Source organism: Chloracidobacterium sp. N (genome assembly GCF_018304765.1).
GTDB classification, from domain to species: Bacteria; Acidobacteriota; Blastocatellia; order Chloracidobacteriales; family Chloracidobacteriaceae; genus Chloracidobacterium; species Chloracidobacterium aggregatum.
The window spans coordinates 1,632,016-1,650,856 of sequence record NZ_CP072642.1 but is presented as its reverse complement, the minus strand read 5'-3'; the positions used below and the strand labels follow the sequence as shown (position 1 = coordinate 1,650,856).

20 protein-coding genes are annotated in these 18,841 nt (G+C 61.4%); 12 read left to right on the top strand and 8 right to left on the bottom strand.

Annotated elements, in window-relative coordinates; genetic code table 11:
• Nucleotides 1-175 precede the first annotated feature (175 nt).
• The gene (gene guaA / locus J8C05_RS06820) at nucleotides 176-1,714 is read right to left on the bottom strand and encodes a glutamine-hydrolyzing GMP synthase (protein WP_211423223.1); all 1,539 of its coding nucleotides are present in this window, start codon (nucleotides 1,712-1,714) and stop codon (nucleotides 176-178) included.
• Between the two features lie 165 nt (nucleotides 1,715-1,879).
• Here guaA and J8C05_RS06815 point away from each other — a divergent pair, with 165 nt between their 5' ends.
• From J8C05_RS06815 to J8C05_RS06785, 7 genes are all read left to right on the top strand, one after another.
• Nucleotides 1,880-2,716: a hypothetical protein gene (locus tag J8C05_RS06815; RefSeq protein WP_211421506.1), complete on the top strand. Its 837-nt coding sequence runs from the start codon at nucleotides 1,880-1,882 to the stop codon at nucleotides 2,714-2,716.
• A gap of 65 nt (nucleotides 2,717-2,781) precedes the next feature.
• A complete protein-coding gene (locus J8C05_RS06810; RefSeq protein ID WP_211421505.1) occupies nucleotides 2,782-4,809 on the top strand; it encodes a VWA domain-containing protein in 2,028 nt (675 codons plus the stop codon).
• Nucleotides 4,810-4,917: 108 nt separating this feature from the next.
• The gene (locus J8C05_RS06805; protein WP_211421504.1) at nucleotides 4,918-5,958 is read left to right on the top strand and encodes a lysylphosphatidylglycerol synthase transmembrane domain-containing protein; all 1,041 of its coding nucleotides are present in this window, start codon (nucleotides 4,918-4,920) and stop codon (nucleotides 5,956-5,958) included.
• A gap of 130 nt (nucleotides 5,959-6,088) precedes the next feature.
• Nucleotides 6,089-6,352: an HU family DNA-binding protein gene (locus tag J8C05_RS06800; RefSeq protein ID WP_211421503.1), complete on the top strand. Its 264-nt coding sequence runs from the start codon at nucleotides 6,089-6,091 to the stop codon at nucleotides 6,350-6,352.
• Between the two features lie 86 nt (nucleotides 6,353-6,438).
• A complete protein-coding gene (locus J8C05_RS06795; RefSeq protein WP_211421502.1) occupies nucleotides 6,439-7,179 on the top strand; it encodes a metallophosphoesterase family protein in 741 nt (246 codons plus the stop codon).
• 89 nt (nucleotides 7,180-7,268) lie between these two features.
• Nucleotides 7,269-8,267: an FHA domain-containing protein gene (locus J8C05_RS06790; RefSeq protein WP_211421501.1), complete on the top strand. Its 999-nt coding sequence runs from the start codon at nucleotides 7,269-7,271 to the stop codon at nucleotides 8,265-8,267.
• Between the two features lie 30 nt (nucleotides 8,268-8,297).
• Nucleotides 8,298-8,621 (top strand): hypothetical protein, encoded by a 324-nt coding sequence (locus J8C05_RS06785; RefSeq protein ID WP_211421500.1) that lies wholly within the window; start codon nucleotides 8,298-8,300, stop codon nucleotides 8,619-8,621.
• 57 nt (nucleotides 8,622-8,678) lie between these two features.
• Here the strand turns inward: J8C05_RS06785 and J8C05_RS06780 are convergent, their stop codons facing one another.
• The 5 genes from J8C05_RS06780 to J8C05_RS06760 form a co-directional block, all read right to left on the bottom strand.
• Entirely contained in the window at nucleotides 8,679-9,044 is a 366-nt protein-coding gene (locus J8C05_RS06780) for a hypothetical protein (protein ID WP_211421499.1), read from the bottom strand.
• A 50-nt stretch (nucleotides 9,045-9,094) separates the two neighbouring features.
• A complete protein-coding gene (locus J8C05_RS06775; protein WP_211421498.1) occupies nucleotides 9,095-9,433 on the bottom strand; it encodes a cell division protein ZapA in 339 nt (112 codons plus the stop codon).
• Nucleotides 9,434-9,617: 184 nt separating this feature from the next.
• Nucleotides 9,618-9,902 (bottom strand): hypothetical protein, encoded by a 285-nt coding sequence (locus tag J8C05_RS06770; RefSeq protein ID WP_148263974.1) that lies wholly within the window; start codon nucleotides 9,900-9,902, stop codon nucleotides 9,618-9,620.
• Between the two features lie 107 nt (nucleotides 9,903-10,009).
• Nucleotides 10,010-12,058, bottom strand: a complete 2,049-nt coding sequence (pheT, locus tag J8C05_RS06765; RefSeq protein ID WP_211421497.1) for a phenylalanine--tRNA ligase subunit beta — start codon at nucleotides 12,056-12,058, stop codon at nucleotides 10,010-10,012.
• A gap of 45 nt (nucleotides 12,059-12,103) precedes the next feature.
• Entirely contained in the window at nucleotides 12,104-12,607 is a 504-nt protein-coding gene (locus tag J8C05_RS06760; RefSeq protein WP_211421496.1) for a 3-hydroxyanthranilate 3,4-dioxygenase, read from the bottom strand.
• A gap of 286 nt (nucleotides 12,608-12,893) precedes the next feature.
• Here J8C05_RS06760 and J8C05_RS06755 point away from each other — a divergent pair, with 286 nt between their 5' ends.
• From J8C05_RS06755 to gatB, 3 genes are all read left to right on the top strand, one after another.
• A complete protein-coding gene (locus J8C05_RS06755) occupies nucleotides 12,894-13,604 on the top strand; it encodes a rhomboid family intramembrane serine protease (protein ID WP_187288351.1) in 711 nt (236 codons plus the stop codon).
• A gap of 91 nt (nucleotides 13,605-13,695) precedes the next feature.
• A complete protein-coding gene (locus J8C05_RS06750) occupies nucleotides 13,696-14,067 on the top strand; it encodes a response regulator (protein ID WP_148263973.1) in 372 nt (123 codons plus the stop codon).
• Between the two features lie 36 nt (nucleotides 14,068-14,103).
• Nucleotides 14,104-15,603, top strand: coding sequence for an Asp-tRNA(Asn)/Glu-tRNA(Gln) amidotransferase subunit GatB (gene gatB, locus J8C05_RS06745; RefSeq protein WP_211421495.1), 1,500 nt, complete (start codon nucleotides 14,104-14,106; stop codon nucleotides 15,601-15,603).
• Nucleotides 15,604-15,692: 89 nt separating this feature from the next.
• Here gatB and J8C05_RS06740 read toward each other — a convergent pair whose 3' ends face one another.
• Together J8C05_RS06740 and J8C05_RS06735 are read right to left on the bottom strand one after the other, a co-directional pair.
• Complete coding sequence (locus J8C05_RS06740) at nucleotides 15,693-16,511, bottom strand: SAM hydrolase/SAM-dependent halogenase family protein (RefSeq protein WP_014099881.1); 819 nt, start codon at nucleotides 16,509-16,511, stop codon at nucleotides 15,693-15,695.
• Between the two features lie 54 nt (nucleotides 16,512-16,565).
• Entirely contained in the window at nucleotides 16,566-17,141 is a 576-nt protein-coding gene (locus J8C05_RS06735) for a class I SAM-dependent methyltransferase (RefSeq protein WP_211421494.1), read from the bottom strand.
• A 353-nt stretch (nucleotides 17,142-17,494) separates the two neighbouring features.
• Here J8C05_RS06735 and J8C05_RS06730 point away from each other — a divergent pair, with 353 nt between their 5' ends.
• Nucleotides 17,495-18,502, top strand: coding sequence for a hypothetical protein (locus J8C05_RS06730; RefSeq protein ID WP_211421493.1), 1,008 nt, complete (start codon nucleotides 17,495-17,497; stop codon nucleotides 18,500-18,502).
• A complete protein-coding gene (locus tag J8C05_RS06725; RefSeq protein WP_211421492.1) occupies nucleotides 18,477-18,827 on the top strand; it encodes an NfeD family protein in 351 nt (116 codons plus the stop codon). Before J8C05_RS06730 ends, J8C05_RS06725 begins: the two co-directional genes overlap by 26 nt.
• Nucleotides 18,828-18,841 lie beyond the last annotated feature (14 nt).

Genomic DNA, 18,841 nt, shown 5'->3' with positions numbered 1-18,841 from the left:
GGCGGCGACGATGCGTTGCTTGATGCCAGCCAACCAGTTGGCATCGTCATCGGGAAAGCGGTCTGACTTTGTGCTCATACGCCATTCTCCACCATATCGCCCGACAGCCCGGGTGTTACGGCAGCCTGACCGGGTTTTCCGGGCGTGGACAGGTTCCAACCGGCCCCGCGCCGGCTCATTCCCACTCGATGGTGGCTGGCGGCTTCGAGGAAATATCGTACGTCACGCGGTTGATGCCCCGCACTTCGGCAATGATGCGGCGGCTGATGCGGTGCAGTACGTCGTAGGGCAGGCGAACCCAGTCGGCGGTCATCCCGTCCTGGCTGGTGACGGCGCGGATGGCGCAGACGTGCTCATACGTCCGCTCATCGCCCATCACACCCACGCTGCGTACCGGCAGCAGCACGGCGAAAGCCTGCCAGATGTCGTCATACAGCCCGGCCGCGCGGATTTCCTCCGTGACAATGGCATCGGCGCGTTGCAGCAGGGCCACCCGCGCCGGGGTGACTTCTCCGACGATGCGTACGGCCAGCCCCGGGCCGGGAAAAGGATGCCGGCGCAGCAGGGCTTCCGGCAGGCCGAGCTGCCGGCCGACGGCGCGTACTTCGTCCTTGAACAGTTCCCGGAGCGGCTCGACCAGTTTCAGGTGGAGCGTTTCGGGCAGACCGCCGACGTTGTGGTGGCTCTTGATGACCGCTGACGGCCCCTTGACCGACACGGATTCAATGACATCCGGGTAGAGCGTGCCCTGGACGAGAAACTCCACCTGACCGAGTCTGGCAGCCTCTTCCTGAAAGACCTCGACAAACACCCGTCCAATGGTTTTGCGCTTGACTTCGGGATCGTCCACGCCCGCCAGGGCCGTCAGGAAACGTTCGCCGGCGGCAATGCCTTTGACGTTCAGGTGCATCGCATCCCGGAACATCGCCAGCACTTCGTCAAACTCACCCAGCCGCAACAGGCCGTTGTCCACAAACAGGCAGGTCAGGCGGTCGCCGATGGCTTCTGCCACGAGCGCCGCCGCAACCGTTGAGTCAACGCCGCCGGAAAGTCCGCAGATGGCGCGTCCGGTGGGTCCAATCCGGGCGCGAATGTCGGCGATGGCGGCCTCGACGAAACTCTGCATGTTCCAGTCGGCCCGCATGCCGGCAATGCCGATGAAAAAGTTGCGCAGGATGTCCCGCCCAAGCGGGGTGTGGACGACTTCCGGGTGAAACTGCAAGCCGTAAAGCTGCCGCGCCGGGTCTTCGAGCGCGCCGAGTGCGTCCTCCGTTTGCGCAGTGACGGTAAATCCCGGCGGTGGCTGCACCACGTGGTCGCCGTGGCTCATCCAGACATCGAATTCCTCCGGCAATCCTGCAAACAGGCGGCTGGTCTGGTACTGCCGCAGGCGTGCCGCGCCAAACTCGCGGCGGGTTGAAGGGGACACCGTTCCGCCAAACCGGGCGGCGATGGTTTGCAAGCCGTAGCAGATGCCAAGGACAGGGACGCCCAGCGCGAACACACCGGGATCGCAGTGCGGGGCGTCGGCGGCATACACCGAAGCCGGCCCGCCAGAGAGCACCAGGGCGCGGGGGGATTTGGAGCGAATTTCATCCAGTGGCGTGTGACACGGAACAATCTCGCAGTAAATCCCCAGTTCACGGGTGCGGCGGGCAATGAGCTGGGTGTACTGCGAGCCAAAGTCAAGAATGAGCGCAATTTCCGAATGAATCACGGGCGTGGCCGCCGTTGTTGGGGTGAAACCTGGCACTATCTAAGCACGTTATATCGCCGAATGGCAAAATGACGTGCTATCGTTGGATAACAATCGCTCACTCAGGGCCCATCCAGGGAAGCGTTTTCAGGAAAAAGCCGGCTTTCGATGAGGAGGAACGCGATGACACGCTGGGTAGCCGCAACGGTCGTCTGGCTGGGGATGGCACTGTGGTCAGGTGTGGCCTTGGCCGCTGATTACGTGCTGGTGCTCCGGGATGGGAAACGGCTGGAAGTCCGGAACGAGTACCGCATCGTCAACGAAGTGGCGATTTTTACGACCTCCGACGGGCAGCGGATTTCGATTGCTCTGGCCAACATTGACATTGCGGCTACCGAGCGGGTCAACGGGCAGGGGGATGGCGCGTTTCGGGCGCAGGCCCGCCCGCCGCGCGCCATTGGCGCCGATGAGCACACGACGCCGCTGGCCGCGGCGACGCCCCCGCCGATCCCCTCCAGGCCGGTTTCCACAGCGGCGCAGAAGCCGGTGCGCACGCTGACCAATGCCGATTTTGGCGGCACGATGCGCCATGCGGCGGCGCGTCCCCGGCAGAGTGCGCCGGTGCCAAATACGGCGGAACGGACGACCGGTTCGGTTTCGTCCAGCCCGGACCCGAACCTGGCGAGGGCGAATGACGAAGCCTACTGGCGGGGGCGGGCGCGGAGTCTTCTGATGGAAATCTATACCCAGCAGGAAATCATCCGTTCGCTGTCCAGCCAGGCTCAGGGGCTGCAACGCCGGATTGACCAACAAGGAACAACCTTTCTTTTGGGGCGGGATGCTTTCGGCAACCGGGTGCTGGTGCCACAGGAAGTCATGACGGCTGAAAAACGGGAACTGATCAACGTCAATGAGCGCATCCGGGATGCCCAGGCGCGGCTGACCGGGTTGTATGTGCAATACACGGTCCTGCAGGAAGAAGCCCGGCGTCTGGGGGTCCCTCCCGGTTGGCTGCGCTGACCGGACGATGGGACGGAGCTGTTGTTCCGGGGCTTTCGGCGCGGTGGATGAAGGAGACAGTCGCTATGGCAACCAACGGATGGACGTGGCGGCAGCGGGCAACGTGGGTTCTGTTATCCCTGCTGGCATGTACGGGGCTGGGTGGTCTGCCGGTGAGCGCCCAGCGCCCGGCGACCGGGCAGCTCAAGGTCTTTGAGCGCAGTTTCGAGGCCGGCCTGGGACGCACCATTCAGGTTGAAAATACTTCCGGGACGACCAAAGTGGAGGTCTGGGGCGAAGACCTCATCCACATCATGGCGGCCCGCCCCGATGGGCGCTGGGTGGATGAGCGGGACATCAAAATTGTCGCCACTCCCTCGCAGTTCACGGTGCGCTGCATCCCGAAAATGGGCGGGATTAATCTGAAGCTCTACATTCCGGCCGAGTCCCACGTCCGTCTTTTGTCCCATTCCGGGACAATCGAACTCATTGGTCCGGTGGCCAGCGCCACGGTGGAAACCGACAGCGGTGATGTTGCTGTTGAAGTCCCACGTTGGTTCGATGCCGATGTTGAACTCTCTTCAGCCAACGGGACGGCCACCAGTCACCTCAGCCTGGCAAGGTATGACGAAAAAGGCAGTCGGGCCATCAAGGGGCGGCTGGGACGCGGCGGGCGTGCAATCATCGTCCGGTCGGCCGCCGGTCATGTTGCGCTCAAGTCCCTGCGGTCGAGTGTCGCCATCGTGGAACCGGCTTCAACGCCCTCTGTGGCCGTGGCGGATGACGCCATTCCCTCGCAACCGACACGCTTCCCGCCGCCTGATGAGCGACCGTCTGACCGTCCGCTGACGCCCATTTTCGGCGGCGGCACGCAATCACAGGATGACTCCAGCGCCACCTACGGCGGCGTGGGTGGTATCGGACGGCAGCAGCGACGTTTCGGGGATGACACTACCATGTCAGGCGGTATTGGCGTGCGCATCATCCCTCCACCGGGGGGCCGCAGCCCGGCTTCGGACCCCGCTGCGGGAATGCGCGGTCTGCCACCGGCCGGCGGCGACAACCGCGGAAGCACCGGAGATATGCCAAACCATGACGCCGGACAGTTCTCGGCTGCTGACGAGGCACTGGCCAACCTGCCACGCCGCGACCCCCTGCGCACAACGCCGGACGGTCGCCCGACACTCCGCCGGCGCGCCCTGGATATTCCGGTGGATGAAGCCGACGAGACGGGCGTTGATGCGGACACCATTCGCCTCAATGCCCGGCTGGTCAACCTCAACGTCATTGCCACCACCCAGGACGGGCGGGCTGTCACCAACCTGACAGCCGAGGATTTCGCCATCTTCGACGAAGAAACCAAGCAGGAAATTGCCCACTTCAAGCCGACCAACACGCCCTTCAATCTGGTGCTGCTGCTGGATTTGAGCGGCAGCACCCGCGAAAAGATCGAAGCCATCCGCAAAGGCGCCTGGCGCTTCGTCGAGCTGACCAGTCCCCAGGACCGGGTTGCCATCGTCACCTTCACCCGCAGCGTGCATGTGCTCTGCCGCCCGACGAATGACCGTGCGCTGCTCAAGCAGCGGATTGCCGAAATGCGCGCCACCGACGGGGGAACCGCCTACTACGAAGCCATGTGGTTTACCCTTACCGAAGTGCTGGCTCCGTTTCAGGACGAACGCAACGCCGTCGTCGTCATGACCGATGGCGTGGACAACAGCATCAGCGCCGCCTACCCGGCGCCGTCGCGGGTTTCTTTTCGTCAGATGCTGGAGGCGATTCTGGAATCCGGCACGCTGGTCTATCCCATTTACCTGGACACCGAAGAGGAAAACTTTCGGAATCACTGGGGGGAGACGGCCGAGGTCTATGCGCTGGCGCGTACGCAACTCCAGCAGGTGGCGGATGCGTCCGGCGCTGTGCTCTATGTCGCCGCACGGGTCGAGGACCTCGCCGGCGTGTACCAGAAAGTCATTGCCGAGTTGCGTACGGTGTATGGTTTGGCCTATTACCCCACCCAAGTCGAACACAGCAGCCGGTGGCGGCGGGTCAAGGTAACGTCCCGGCGTCCCGGCGTCATCATCCGTACGCGCCGTGGCTACTATGACCGCTGAACCGTGCGCCCTACGCTTGGCTGCCGTGCGCCGCCGGGGGCTAAAGCTGTCAGCCAGCCACTTAGCTGAACCGCAGGGAGACCAGCTTCCAGTCCTTTCCAAAGCCAAATGAAGGGCAAGCTCAAAACGGTCACAATCTGGCTCGGTATCCTGCTCAGCATCGTGTTTGCCGGACTTGCGTTTTACGGCATTGACTGGCGAAAAACGGGGCTGGCGCTGCGGGCTGTCCAGTGGCCCTACCTGGCGGTGGCCTTTGTTCTCATGTGGGCCGGTTTTGCTTGGCGTACCGTGCGCTGGAAACGGCTGCTCGATGTCGGACGCCCGGCGGATGATGCGATTCATTTTGGCGACTGCTTTTCCGTGATGACCGTTGGCTACATGGCCAACAACATCCTGCCGGCGCGCATCGGGGAAGTGGCGCGTGCCTATCTGGTCGGGCGCAAAACCCGGACGACCAAAAGCTTTGCCTTTGGCACCATCGTGACCGAGCGGCTGGCTGACGTGCTCATGCTGCTGTTACTCATTTCCTTCACGCTGCTGACCCTGAAGCTCCCGCCGGAAAGCAAGGTCATTGCCACCGGCGTGGCCTGGTTGGGCTTCGGGTGTGCCGCCGGCCTCGTGGCCGCTATCGTCCTCCGCCCAACCGTCGTGCGCCTGGTCGAGCGCGGTCTGACAGCCGTCCGCCTGGGACGCTATGCCGCGCGCCTTGCGGATATGACCGACCGTTTTCTGCGCGGGGTCAGTTGCGGCGGCTCCCTGCGTACGCTGGCCTGGGTCTGGGTGGATTCGTTCGGTATCTGGATCGCGAGTCTCTACATGACCTGGTTCGTGGCGCTGGCCTGCAATCTGGACGTAGGGGTGACGCAAATCCTCTACGTCATGTGCTATGTCAACCTGGGGGCGATGTTGCCTTCCGCACCGGGCTATGTGGGCACATACCAGTGGTTTTGTACGCACAGCCTCAGCGCCTTTGGTGTTGAGAAGGAAGCCGCCCTCGCATTTTCGTTTGTTTCCCATATTGTGTGGTATGTCCCTTTGACCCTGCTGGGGCTGATTCTGTTTCTGCGTGAACGCCTGAGTTGGGGGCAATTGACAGAAGAAACGGGAGTTGGCGACGGGGAAACACTGGATGAGTCACTTCCGGCTTGACAGCGTTTCAAGTGACCCTTACGTTGCCTTCACACGCCGTACACAAGGCTGTCCACGAGGTGGACTGGGCTGCCCCGCGCCGCAGCAGGGGACAGGTCATCAATCATGACGTTTTGGGTGTGAGTGAACCGTGATCAAGCTTGACATCGTCAATCGCGTTGCCGGGGCCACCGGAATTGCCAAGTCCAAGGCGGAGGTTGCCGTAGATGCCCTGCTCGAGGGCCTCAAGCAGGCGCTCGAACGTGGCGAACGGATTGAGTTGCGCGGGTTTGGGGTGTTTGTGGTCAAGCCCCGCAAACGTGGCGTCGGGCGGAACCCGCGCACGGGTGAAATTGCCGACATTCCGCCCGGCAAGACCATCCGTTTCAAGCCGGGGAAGGAGCTGGCGCACTAGGTTGACTTTGGCTGATGCGCAATTGCACAGGTGCAATTGGCGGGTGGAAACACGTAATTTTCCGGGGCTTGAACAGGGTTCAGGGTATGGGTAACACGTACGTTTTTGGAGATATTCACGGGCGCGCCCGGCAACTGCGGGAAATCCTCGAAGCCGTGGATTATGATGAGCGTCATGACCGGGTGATCTTTGTGGGAGACCTCATTGATCGGGGAGACGAATCACCGGAAGTCGTTGAGTGCGTCCTGCAACTGCGCCGCCGCAATCCCAACGTGGTGTGTCTGCGCGGCAATCACGAGCAGATGTTGCTGGACCTGCTCGATTACGGCGATCCGCTGTGGCTGATTCCCGAAAACGGCGGTATTCAGACCCTTCAGCAGTACGGCTTTGACATTGATGAGAATACGGCTTCACTGGCCATTGGCATTCCCGAATCACACATTGAATTTTTGCGGAGTCTGCCGTTTTTTTACGAAGATGAAAGGGCCCTGTATGTTCACGCCGGTATTGCCGCCGGCAAGCACCCGGCGGAATGTGAACCGGAAGTGCTGATGTGGACCCGCGATTTGAATTTTTTCACGCTCTATGACGGCAAGCCCTGTTTTTTTGGGCATACTCCGGCGCGTCTGCTGCCAGCGGAGGGTGTACGGAATCCGGGTGAAATCTATGTCTTCGGCAGCGCCATCGGGCTGGATACCGGCTGCACGGAGGAAGACTGTTTGAGCTGTCTCCACGTTGAAGCCCAGGTGGTCTATCAGAAGTATCCCACGCTGCCGGTTTCAGCCTACGAAATCGAGATTCCGTGTCTTGCGGACTTTTCGGCTTAGGGGTGGTTGCGGGAGGGCTGCCAGCCGTGGCGACTGGCAGCGCGTCCCGGTTGGCTTTTGCAATGTTCCTGTGATGTGGGTGCCTTCCGATGAACAGTGACACTCGCCGAAGTTTGCTTGAACTCGAACGTTTCCTGACCGAAGCCATCCGTGTCAATCCGGTGCTGACGCCGGAGGATGTCAAGCCCCATCTGCTGGTGCGGCAGATTCTGGACGAGCTTTCGCTCAAGCGTTTCATCTGGGTTGGGAACCAGACCTTCGTGCCCAATCGCATGGTCTTTACGGTGCCCAACCTGCGCCCGGCCAAGCTCGAAGAACTCGAAGTGCTGTTCAACTCCATCGTGTTTACGAAGATGGTCTATGACTACATTACGGGGTCGGGTTTCCGGTTGCTGGAGCCGCTGGTCGTTGAGATTCGTCCCCTGGTGGCTGCGGCCGGCGCACCGCCCCATTGTTCGGTGAGTTTTGAATGGTCCTCACCGGCTGAGCCGGCCGAAGGCCTTGCCGTCACGGTGGATGAGCAGGCCGGGCGTATCGTCGAGGTCAAAGGCGTCAAGCCGCAGATTCCACGGCTGGCGCGTCTGACGGCGCTCAACGGTGAGGTCTATCGCTCACCGTTCATTATCACCAAGCGCACGACGTTTCTGGGCCGCCTGCGGACGGTACTCGATCTGAAATCCGGCGAAGTGTTGCGGCGGAATGATTTTGTCTATGCACGCCACGACCAGAGCGGCTCCCCCAACAAAAGCGTCTCCCGCCAGCATGCCTCGATTGTTTTTGACAATGGTGACTTCTACCTGTTTGACACCGGGAGCGCCAATGGGACGGCCGTCGAGCGGGCCGGGCAATCCATCGAGACGCCACCGGGTGATGCCACCGGCATCCGGCTGGAGAATGACGACATCCTGCGTCTGGGCACGGCCCTGGTTCGCTTTGAGCTTGATCCCCCGGTGACCGAGTTGTCCGATTTGGCGGCTGAGGTGGAGACAGTGCCCGATGAAGCCAACCCAACATCGGGCAATGCGACCGTGCGGGTGATGCGCAGCGAAATTATCTTTGAAACGAGCAAGGTCCTCGACTCCGAATGACGTGCCGCAACCGAATCCCAGGAGGCTTATATGATTCGTCCAGGCGCTTGTGTGGTTCTTGGGCTGCATAGCCCGCGCGAAAAACTCTGGGGGATTTTGACCAGCCTGGAGCCATCCGGGGTCCATCTGCGGGGGCTTGACATCAACGCTTTCGATGACTGGCTCAGCGCCATTGCCAATGGGGAAAGCAACATTGGACTGACCCACAGCTTTTTCCCCATGTGGCGCGTCGAGCGGATACTGCTCGATGAATCCCTGGGCGAGATTCACTCCATGGGACAGCTCTTTGCCAAGCGCATTGGCATGAGTGTGAGCGACTACTTGGGCTTTGGGACAGAAGAATCCATCAGTTAGCCCGGAGTCATCCACTTCGTCGCAGGCACATTGCCGAACGGATGCCGCGCGGTACGCCTACGTTTCGACCCGGTGGGCGCGAAACAGGAGGTTCGTGCCGAGCTGTTCCTGGGCCGCCCAGAAGGCGCAGACCCACCAGGAAACCTCATCCTGCCGGTAAAGCCCACAGGACAGCGGAGATGCGTCCAGGATACAGACCATTTCGGCCAGGGCGGGAGCATCGGCCAGGTGTTCCTGCCACTGCCCGGCTTCAAGTGGCTCCAGGGTGTATTCGGCCGGGAAGTACGCCTGACAGCCTTCCAGATTCGGCTGCGACGTAAGCAGCAGTTGTGCCGGATCGCTCGACTCCGAGCCAAGGCGGTCTCCCACCTGGAATGTCAACTGAAACAGGCGGTTGATGGTGTCGAACTGTTCAGGTGTCATGGGCAACCTCGTCTGTGAGTCGTCGCTGACCGGCCGGAAGTGCATTGCAGTTACTGGGCCTTGGTTTCGGGCGTTGGGGACTTTTCCTTGCGGAGCACGGAGTCAATGAGGTTGGCATAGTCGTGGCTGCGCTCCCCAACCATGGCGTCGAGTTGCTCGATGCGTCGGTTGGCCTGGAAAAGCTCATCGGCAATGTTGAGCGCCGACAGGATGGCCACCCGCAGGCTGTCCACCGTGTTGGTGCTGCTCATCACTTCCTGCATCTTGCGGTCAACATAGGCTGCCAGCTCGGAAATGTAGGCGCTGTTGCCGTCACCACGAATGTTATAGACCTGCCCGTAGATACGGACTTCAACCGGTTGCGTGCCAGCTTCACGTGGATTTGCCATCGGACATAACCTCTACATTGGCACTGGGTTACGGGGAAAATCACTTGCCGTCCCAGCCCATGGGGGCTCTGGTTGTGGGGTGCCCTGGCTTGTTCTCCGTGTCCTCATCGGGTGGGCCGGGCGTCACCGCCGGCCCGTTTCACATCCATCCACTGTCCCATGTCCAGGCTGGAAAAGGTTGACTTCATCCCCGCCGCGCCGCTTCTGTCAGCTCCGGTTCCACCAGGGCAATGGCATCCAGCATGGCCTCGACCTTGTTCTTGATGGCATCCCGTTCATTGAGCATCTGGTGCAGGCGCTGGTTGAGCCGTTCATTTTCTTCGGCGCGTGCCGCCGCCTCGCGTTTGAGTGCGGCGACTTCACGTTCCAGCGATTCTTTTTCCTGGCGTAGGTGCTTGGCGTATTCGACGATGCGGTACAGCTTGTCTTCCAGGTGATTGAATTTCTCCATTCCGTTGAGCGTCGTCACGGCTTTCCCTCTGGCTCGGTCGTCTTATGGTTCTGGTTCGATGATTTCTTCTGTCCGGCTTGACCCGATGCGTTCCTGGCGCGACAGGCCGCGTTCCCGCCACACGCTCAGCGAATCGTCGCGCCGAGGTGTGCGCACAGCGCCTCCACCACCTGGCGATGACGCTCGGACACTTCCTCGTCTGTGAGCGTGCGATCGGCTGCACGATACCACAAGTTGAGCGTTATGGCCCGCTGTCCCGCTGGAATCTGCGCGCCGGTAAAAATATCCCGCAGCCGGACCTGCTCCAGTTCTGGAATGGCCAGGCTGCCAATGAAGTCCTGAATGCCGGCCAACGGCAGTGTGGCGTCAAACAGCGCCGAAATGTCGCGTTCGACCCGTGGATAGCGGGGGAGCGGGCGGTAGGCCGAGAAGGTCGTCGCGCCGGACAGCAGCGTGGCCAGTTCGAGTTCGGCCACATAGACCGGCAACTTGAAGTCAAAATGCGCGGCCAGCGCCTGGCTGACGCGCCCAAGCCGCCCGACGGGCTGGCCGCCAATCTGAAGCAGGGCAACCTGTCCGGGCAGGAAGCCCGTCACGGCACTGTCCGCCGCCGGGGCGGCAATGGTGACAGCAGGGCAGCGCACGGCATCACACAGGAGTTCCAGCATGCCCTTCAGGGTGTGAAAACTCTCGGCCGCCGGTTGCCCACGCCAGTCCTCCGGCATGGCGCGGCCGGCCGTGGCCAGCGCCAGGCATTCCTTCTCGGTAAGCTGACCGTCCACCGTGTGGAAGACTTTGCCCATCTCGAAGAGCCGGACATCCTCGGTGCCGAAGCGGAAGTTGCGCGCCACAGCCGTCAACAGTCCCGGAAGCAGGGAGGTGCGCAGTTCGTTTTCCTGCTGGTCAAGCGGATTGGCAATCCGTCGTCCGCCGGGCGCACCGGTGGCGGCCAGTGTCTCGCCGGAGCACCAGCTAAACGAGATGGCTTCGTGGAAGCCGTGGGCGAGAAGCGTCTGGCGCAGTGTCCGCCGCTTTTCTTCGCCGGGCAGATACCCGCCGGCGTCATTCCAGCCGGGGAGCGTTGCCGGAATGGCGTCATAGCCCACGTGCCGCACGACTTCCTCGATGAGGTCTTCCTCGATGCTCACATCCACCCGAAAGCCCGGCACAATCCATTCGCTTTCGCCCTCATCTTCCGTCACCAGCTCGAAGCCCAGTCCCGTCAGGATGTCGGCGGCTCTGGAAGGTGTGACTTCAACGCCAGTCAGCGCCGCGATGCGCGCATGGCGGAGGCGGACGGTGTGGGGCGTCCGCGTCCGGGCGATGACGTCAACCGGCCCACCAACCACGACCCCGCCGGCAACCTCGACGATAAGCTGGGCACAGCGGTCAATGGCACGCCGGACGTTTTCAAAATCCGCACCCCGTTCAAAGCGGCGTGACGCCTCGGTGTGCAGGCCGAGCTGGCGCGCCGTGCGGCGCACCGTGGACGGCGTGAACCAGGCGCTTTCGAGCAGCACCTGCGTGGTTGCGACGGAAATCTCGCTCTCCGCGCCGCCCATGACGCCGGCGACGGCCACCGGGCGTTCGGCATCGCAAATCATCAGCATGTCCGGCGTGAGCGTCCGTTGCACCCCGTCGAGCGTCACAAGGGTTTCGCCGGGGTTGGCCGTGCGAACTACAATGCGCCGTCCGGCCAGCCGCTCGAAGTCGAAGGCGTGCAGGGGGTGTCCCAGTTCGAGCAGCACGAAGTTGGTGACATCCACGATGTTGTTGATGCTGCGCTGCCCGACCGCGGCCAGACGGCGTACCAGCCAGTCCGGCGACGGGCCAACCCGTACGCCTTGGATAAGGCGCGCTGCATAGCGGTGGCACAGATCAGGCGCAGCAATCTGGACGTGCACTGCTGGTCCGCCGGACACGGCTTGCTCCGTCAGGTGGATGTCAGGAAAAGACAACCGGGTGCCCGTCAGCACGGCCGCCTCCCGCGCCAGACCGAAATGGCACAGCGCATCCGGGCGATTCGTGGTGAGGTCGAAATCAAAGATGAAGTCGCCGTCGGCGGCGGTGACGGCATCCACGGCCAGCCCGACGGCCGTGAACCGCTGGGCTAATTCCTGAGCCGGGAGATCGGGCTTGACGTAGGTTTCAAGCCAGTTGTAGCTCGCTTTCATACGGGTTGTGAGGTTAGGGCTGCGCGGCGTTGTCGTCAGCGTTGGTCATGGCTGGAGCACGTGGCCGCAGGCCGTACAGGTGCGGGCGCGCTCATCAGCCCAGAACGCATCGAACAGCGGCTTGAGTTGGGTTGTGAGGTCGGTGACGTGGAGGGCGACTTCGTGCAACCGCTGCCCACAGCGATCGCAGTACCATTCAAAACGGTCCTGTTCGTCGGGTCGCCGGATTCGCTCGATGACCAACCCCAGGGTGTTCGGGCCGCGCTGGGGGGAATGCGGCACCAGTGGCGGGAGCAAAAAGATTTCACCTTCGCGGATGGGCAAATCCCGAAACTCCCCGTTTTCAATCAGGCGCAGGGTCATGTCGCCTTCGAGTTGGTAGAAGAACTCTTCACCGGGATCAATGTGGTAGTCCTTGCGCTGGTTGGGGCCGCCCACGACTGTCACCATAAATTCCCGGTCTTTCCATATCTGCGCATTCCCCACCGGTGGGCGGAGAAGATGCCGGTGGTCTGCAATCCATTGGTGCAGATTGATTGTGGTCAGCATAACGTGCGCTCCACGGAAGGGGGCTCGTTCACGAAACTGAGGCCGCCGCATTCTATGTCGTTCCTGAGCGACATGAAAACCCTGGGATGAAGTGGGCAGAAGGAAACAGGTTTCATTGCCTTGAACTGCGTTTCCGTGCCATAGTCACGTCGTTTCTGCCGGCCTGTGCGATGCCGTCCGGCAGATGCTCCACTTTGCCAGGGGCTTCCCAGTCTGCTCTATGCGCCGTGTTTTCGATGATCTGCCGGTGAATGTCGGTGGCCCACTGCCTGGTACGCTGTTCCTCATGGCAGCAACGACCGTGGTGGTCATTGTGCGGGCGCTCGTGCCGGTGCCGTTTTTCTTTTTGCCGGAAGCAGTTCTCCAGGGTGCGGTCTGGCAGTTTTTCACGGCGACGATTACCCCGCTGACGCCGTTCGGGTGGTTGATCGGGCTGCTTGTGCTTTACCTTTTCGGCAACGTTGTGGAGCGCATGCTCGGCACGGGGCGGTTTTTGGCGCTGTGCTTCCTGGGCGGGGCGGCCGCCTACCTGGGCACCTTTCTGATGGCGCTGGTGGTACGCCAGTTCCTGCCTTCGCCGGTTCCCTCGTTTGTTTTTGCCGCGAGTTCCGCCACGCTGTTTTCCCTGATGGTGGGCGTCTTTGCTGCGCGCCTGTGGAACACCCCGACGTTTTTCAATTTCGTGCTGTTGCGCGGGCGCACGATTTTCTATGTTTCAGCGGCGATAGACATCGTCTTTCTGCTGTATGGCTACCCGGATTCCGTTTCAGCCCTGTGGGCCCTGGGGATTGGTTTTCTGACCATCCGGGGCGGGGAAGTGGCGCCACTGCGGGCGACCTGGGAGTGGGTGACGGGACCCTGGCGGCGCTGGCGTATCCGGCGCAAGTACAAGAACTTCCGCGTCGTCGAGGCCGAAATGCAGCGCATGTGGGACGAACTCGAAGAGCGTATGAACCGTGAAGACCGGGGGGCGCGGCGTCCAGGGGGACACCCATGAGGCAAGTGGACCAAATGGTTGTCTGCGGCAGCCGGTACAGTTTCCGGTAGCGCTGTGGAAAAGAAAAAGCCGTGAGGAGGAACGGATTGGAATGAAACGGGTTTTGGCTGCCGACGACGACATCGGGATTCGGGCCGTCATCAAGAGCACGCTGGGGCGTGAATTCGACGTGGTGACGGTGGAAAACGGGCGGTTGGCGCTCGAAATGCTGGAGCGCGATCCCCAGTTTGCCTGCCTTCTGCTTGACCTCGACATGCCTGAAATGGATGGCAGTGAGACCTATCGCCGGCTGCGGCAGATACCGGCACTGTCTGATTTGCCGGTCATCATTCTCACCGGAAACACGAGCGTGAAAACTGAAGTGGATGCTTTGCAGGCTGGCGTCGTCACCTACTTCCGCAAGCCCTTTTCGCCGTCGCAGCTTCTTTCGATTGTCAAGGCGGCGACCCGCAATCGTCCGTAACGTTTGTTCCCGCTTCCTGTAACAGAACTTCGTTCCATGACAGACCTTGCCAAGCTCCTGCGTGAAAAGTACGAGCCGGTCATCGGGTTGGAAATTCACGCGCAATTGAAGACCCGTACAAAAATTTTTTGTCCCTGCCCGACTGACTTTGGGGCGGAACCGAATGCCAACACCTGTCCGGTGTGTTTGGGGCTGCCCGGAGCGCTTCCGGTGCTCAATCAGTTGGTGGTGGAAAAGGCTGCGTTGGCTGCGTTTGCCCTCAATTTGCACATCAACGAAACTTCGGTTTTTGCGCGAAAAAATTACTTCTACCCGGACCTGCCCAAGGGCTATCAGATTTCCCAGTACGACCAGCCCTTTTCAGTTTCCGGGTACGTGGAAATCCCGACCAGCGAACGGGATGAAACCGGCCGTCCGGTGGAATGGCGCCTGAAGACGTTTCGCATCCAGCGGATGCACATCGAGGAAGACGCTGGCAAAAGCCTTCACGAAGGGATGCCGGATTCGGATACCTCATCTTATGTGAACCTCAACCGGAGCGGTGTGCCACTGGTGGAGATTGTCAGCGAGCCGGACTTCCGCAGCAGTTGGGAAGCCTACGACTATGTGCAGTACCTGCGGCGCGCCCTGCTGTATGTGGATGCCTGCGACGGCAACATGGAAGAAGGCAGCCTGCGCTGTGATGCCAATGTCTCCATCCGGCGGCGCGGCAGCACGACGCTCGGCACCCGTACGGAGACCAAAAACCTCAACTCGTTCCGGTTCATCCAGCGGGCGATTGACTACGAAATTGCCCGGCAGATACGGGTTCTCGAAGAAGGTGGGCACATCGTGCAGGAAACGCGCCTGTGGAATGAGCGTGAAGCCCGGACTTACACCATGCGGAGCAAGGAAGAGGCGCACGACTACCGCTACTTTCCCGAACCTGACTTGCCGCCGCTGGTCCTCACCGCCGAAACCATTGCGGCTTTGCGCAGTCGGATGCCGGAACTGCCCGAACCCCGCCGCCGGCGTTTTGCAGAAAGCTACGGGTTGTCGTTTGAAGATTCCTCGTTGATGACGACGACCCGCGAAATGGCCGATTTCTTTGAAGCCTGTGTCGAAGCCAGCGGCAACGCCCGCGCGGCTTTCAACTGGATTGCCAATGAGTTGCTGGCGCGCATCCCGGCTGAAAAGCTTTCCCTGGAAAGCTCGCCCATCAGCCCGGCGGCGTTGGCGGAACTCATCGCCCTGGTTGCCGACGGCACGCTCAGCACCAAGCTGGCCAAGGAAGTCTTCGAGCGGATGTTGACCACCGGCAAAGCGGCCCGGGAGATTGTCCAGGAACTGGGTGGCGGGCAGGTGTCGGATGTCGGGCAGATTGAAGCCATTGCCGCCGAGGTCATCGCCGCCAACCCGAAGCAGGCGGCTGAATACCGGGGCGGAAAAACACCCCTGCTGGCGTTTTTTGTGGGGCAGGTGATGAAGGCCACGAAGGGCAAAGCCAATCCCCAGGTGGTCAACGAAGTGCTCAAACGCCTGCTCGACACTCCATGACCACGCTGGCCCGCGCGCTTTGCCCTTCACCCAGGGAGCGGGGAAACCCGGTGGAGCAGGCTCCCCGGCGGCCTTTCGGGCTTGGCTGCCTACGGCACAACAAACTGCACTTCCATCCCCCGGCGGGCTTCAAGGACGCGCGCCGCCGGGACCTTCAGGGCTGCGATTTCAAGGTAGCCGGTGCTCGAAAAAAGGGCGAACAACTCATTGGGCTGGGCCTCGGCGTAGTGGGTGACGAACTTCGTCACCTCGCGGCTCTTGGCCGGGTCCTGCGGGTGGATGACGAGAAACCGGCCGCCAGCGCGCAGGGCGGCCAACTGAATGTGCTCTTTGGTGAAGTTGGTAAAGCAGTTTCCAAAGCGGTCAATATGCAGAATGGCACCGCGCAGACGTTTCGGGTCGGAGACATCCGGGCGCGGCACGTCAAAACGCACGTAGTCCGTAATCGGCTCGCCCATTTTCCGGGGGTCCACGCCCTTGGCCAGATAGCCGGCAATGGGCGCAAAGACATCCCGCCCGTGAAAGGTTGGACACACCGGCTGGCGGAAGTAATAGTCAGCGGTGATATGGATGACCCGGTTGACCGTTTCCGTCTGGTAAACGTAACTGAACAGTCCGTTGTCGGGGCCGATGAAGTTGTAGTTGTCGGTCATCACCAGAATCGGCCGCCGCGCCGAGCCAACCGTCGGGTCCACAACGGCAACGTGCGTGGTAAACCGTGGGAAGTACGACATGGCGCTGTTGAGGACGAACGCTGCCGCGAAGACATCGTGTGGCGGAATGTCGTGGGAAATGTCCACGATGTCCACGTCCCGGTGGATGTCAAGAATGACGCCTTTCATGGCCGCGACGAAGTGGTCCATCGTGCCAAAGTCGGTCAGGAGCGTCACCAGATGGCGCTTGGACATGCAGGAAGGTCTCCAGAAATCAGATACAGATCATCGGCAGGACTGGCGATGGGGTCATTTGATGCAGTGTACAACATAGGCCGGCGGCAAGTTCCACCAGACCGGGAAACGCTCGACGTGCTGGAAGCGTGCCTGAAGCGCCCGGCGAACCTGCTGCCCCGGTGGGGTTGGCGCGGCGTGGACGTACTGAAACAGCGTGAACGTGCTTCCCGGCGGCAGCGCGTCCGCGACCACGTCGAGAATCCGCGTGCGCTCGCGCGCCGGAAGCCACGACAGGGGCAGCCCACAGAAAATTGCCGCTGGTGGGTGGGGGCGGTTCGCCAGATGCCGTTCCAGGTTCGCGGCGTCGTCGCACACGACGCGGGCACGTGGCAGGCGGTAGCGCAAAAAGCTGGCCAGTTCGGGATTGCGCTCGATGGCCAGCAGCTCGGCTCCGGGCGGCAGGGCGGCCAGAATGGACGCGGTAAACGCCCCTGTCCCGGGTCCCAACTCCACGACGAAGCGGGCGGTCCGCAAGTCGGTTCTGGCGAGCATGCCTTGGGCCAGGCGTTGTGAACTGGGGGCAATGGCGCCGGTATAGCGCGGATGCTTGACGAAAGACTTCCAGAAAATGGCCGTCGTACTCTTCATTGGGGGACGAATGAGACTGGGCAGCGGGATAACGTGTCTGGTGTGGTGCAGATATAGCGCAACCCCCGGACTGGAAACAAACATCTTTTTGGGCGGCGGCCAGCCGATGACGGAAGCCAAATCGTCGTCAGCACATGTTCAGCACAGGTCTGGCGTGACGGAGCAAAAAAACCGCTTCCGCCGCTGGCGTGAGACCCTGATTGTGCTTTCTGTGGAACATGGACCGGTTCGCACGTGTAAGCTGTGCGGGTTGTGTGTAAGGTTTGCGGATGAGATTGGGATGCGACGGTGACGGCAAAACAGGGATGACTCGTGCCGACGGCATCCCAAAAGACGGTTTGTGGAGGAAAAACATGCCTGGTTTTCAGCGGTGGACGCTTTTCTGCTTCTGTGCTCTGTGGAGTTACTTTTTCGTTGTTGCCCTGACCCCGCCACCGGTACGCTCGGCTGCCGGGCGGCTTCCGGCCGGGCAGACGCCGAATCCGGGAACCCCGGCCAGGCCGGATGAGGAAAAAGCGCGGGAAAACAGCAAACCGGGTGAGAACGGCAAAAACGGCGGGAAGAAGCGCAGCGACAACCCGGACGAGGCCGCCCGCGACAAGACGCCCAAGGTTGAAAAGCCCAAGGCCGTCAAGCTCAACAAACCTGAAACATGGGATGGCGAAACCGTCGCCGAAATCGTCATCTATGCCTATGGCAGCCGGCCGGTCATAGACTATGTGTTCACGAATGCGCGGCTTGAAGGCAGCATCAGGATTGCCACCGACGACAACCGTCCGCCGATTGAAGGCAAAATCGTGGAACATATCCTGCGCCGTGAGACTTCTGACCGCAACTGTGTCCGCATCGAGGTGGAACTCCCCGGCCCACAGGGGGATGAACCGCAGCAACTGGTGTTTGGATTCAACGGCTACACCAACTGGGCGGCACAAAACCGCCAGTCCATCACCCTGACCCCGGAAGCCCAGGCGACGTTTCTGGCCTCGCTCAAGCACGATTACTTTGCTCTCTTGCGCTACAAGGAAGACGGAACGACGGTAACGCGCGTTCCCGGCGAACGCATCATGGGCATTGATACGATTGGCCTGGAACTGACCCACCGCGATGGAGCCAGGACGAAATACTTCATCAGCAGCCAGACCTACCGTATTCTGCACCTCGAATATGAAGTGCAACCCACACCGGACGACAAGCCGCTGCGGTTTCGGGAGTCGTTTTATGATTTTCGCCCGGTACAGAACCTGCTCGTGCCCATGCGCAAGGAACTGTACGAAAATGGCAAGTTCAAGCAGCGGATTGAGTTCCGGGATGTCCGGTTCCGGCTGGCCAAACTCGATGAAGACATTTTTCTCCGTCTGTAGGCGCTGGGCATCCGGCTGGTGGCGGGGCTGGCAAAACAAGCGCACCGGATTTTCGGCGGTCGGCCCGGGCGTTGCCGGGCAGACTGTAACCGCCCTGGCCCCACAGGGCTTCGTCTGCCTGGCCGGAGAGTTGTGGGCCGCCCGGTCTCCATTTCCTGTTGGGCGTGGGGAAGCGGTGAAGGTTGTCGGAAGCGAAGGCGTCTGGCTGGTTGTGCGTCCGCTGACGGTCAAGGATGGTTCGCCAGCGGGCAGACAGGAAGGGATTGCGAACGCGGCGCTGGCCGAGCAACGACATTTCCCCGGTGACGCCCCTGCGCCGGTCTGACATCCAATCTCTCC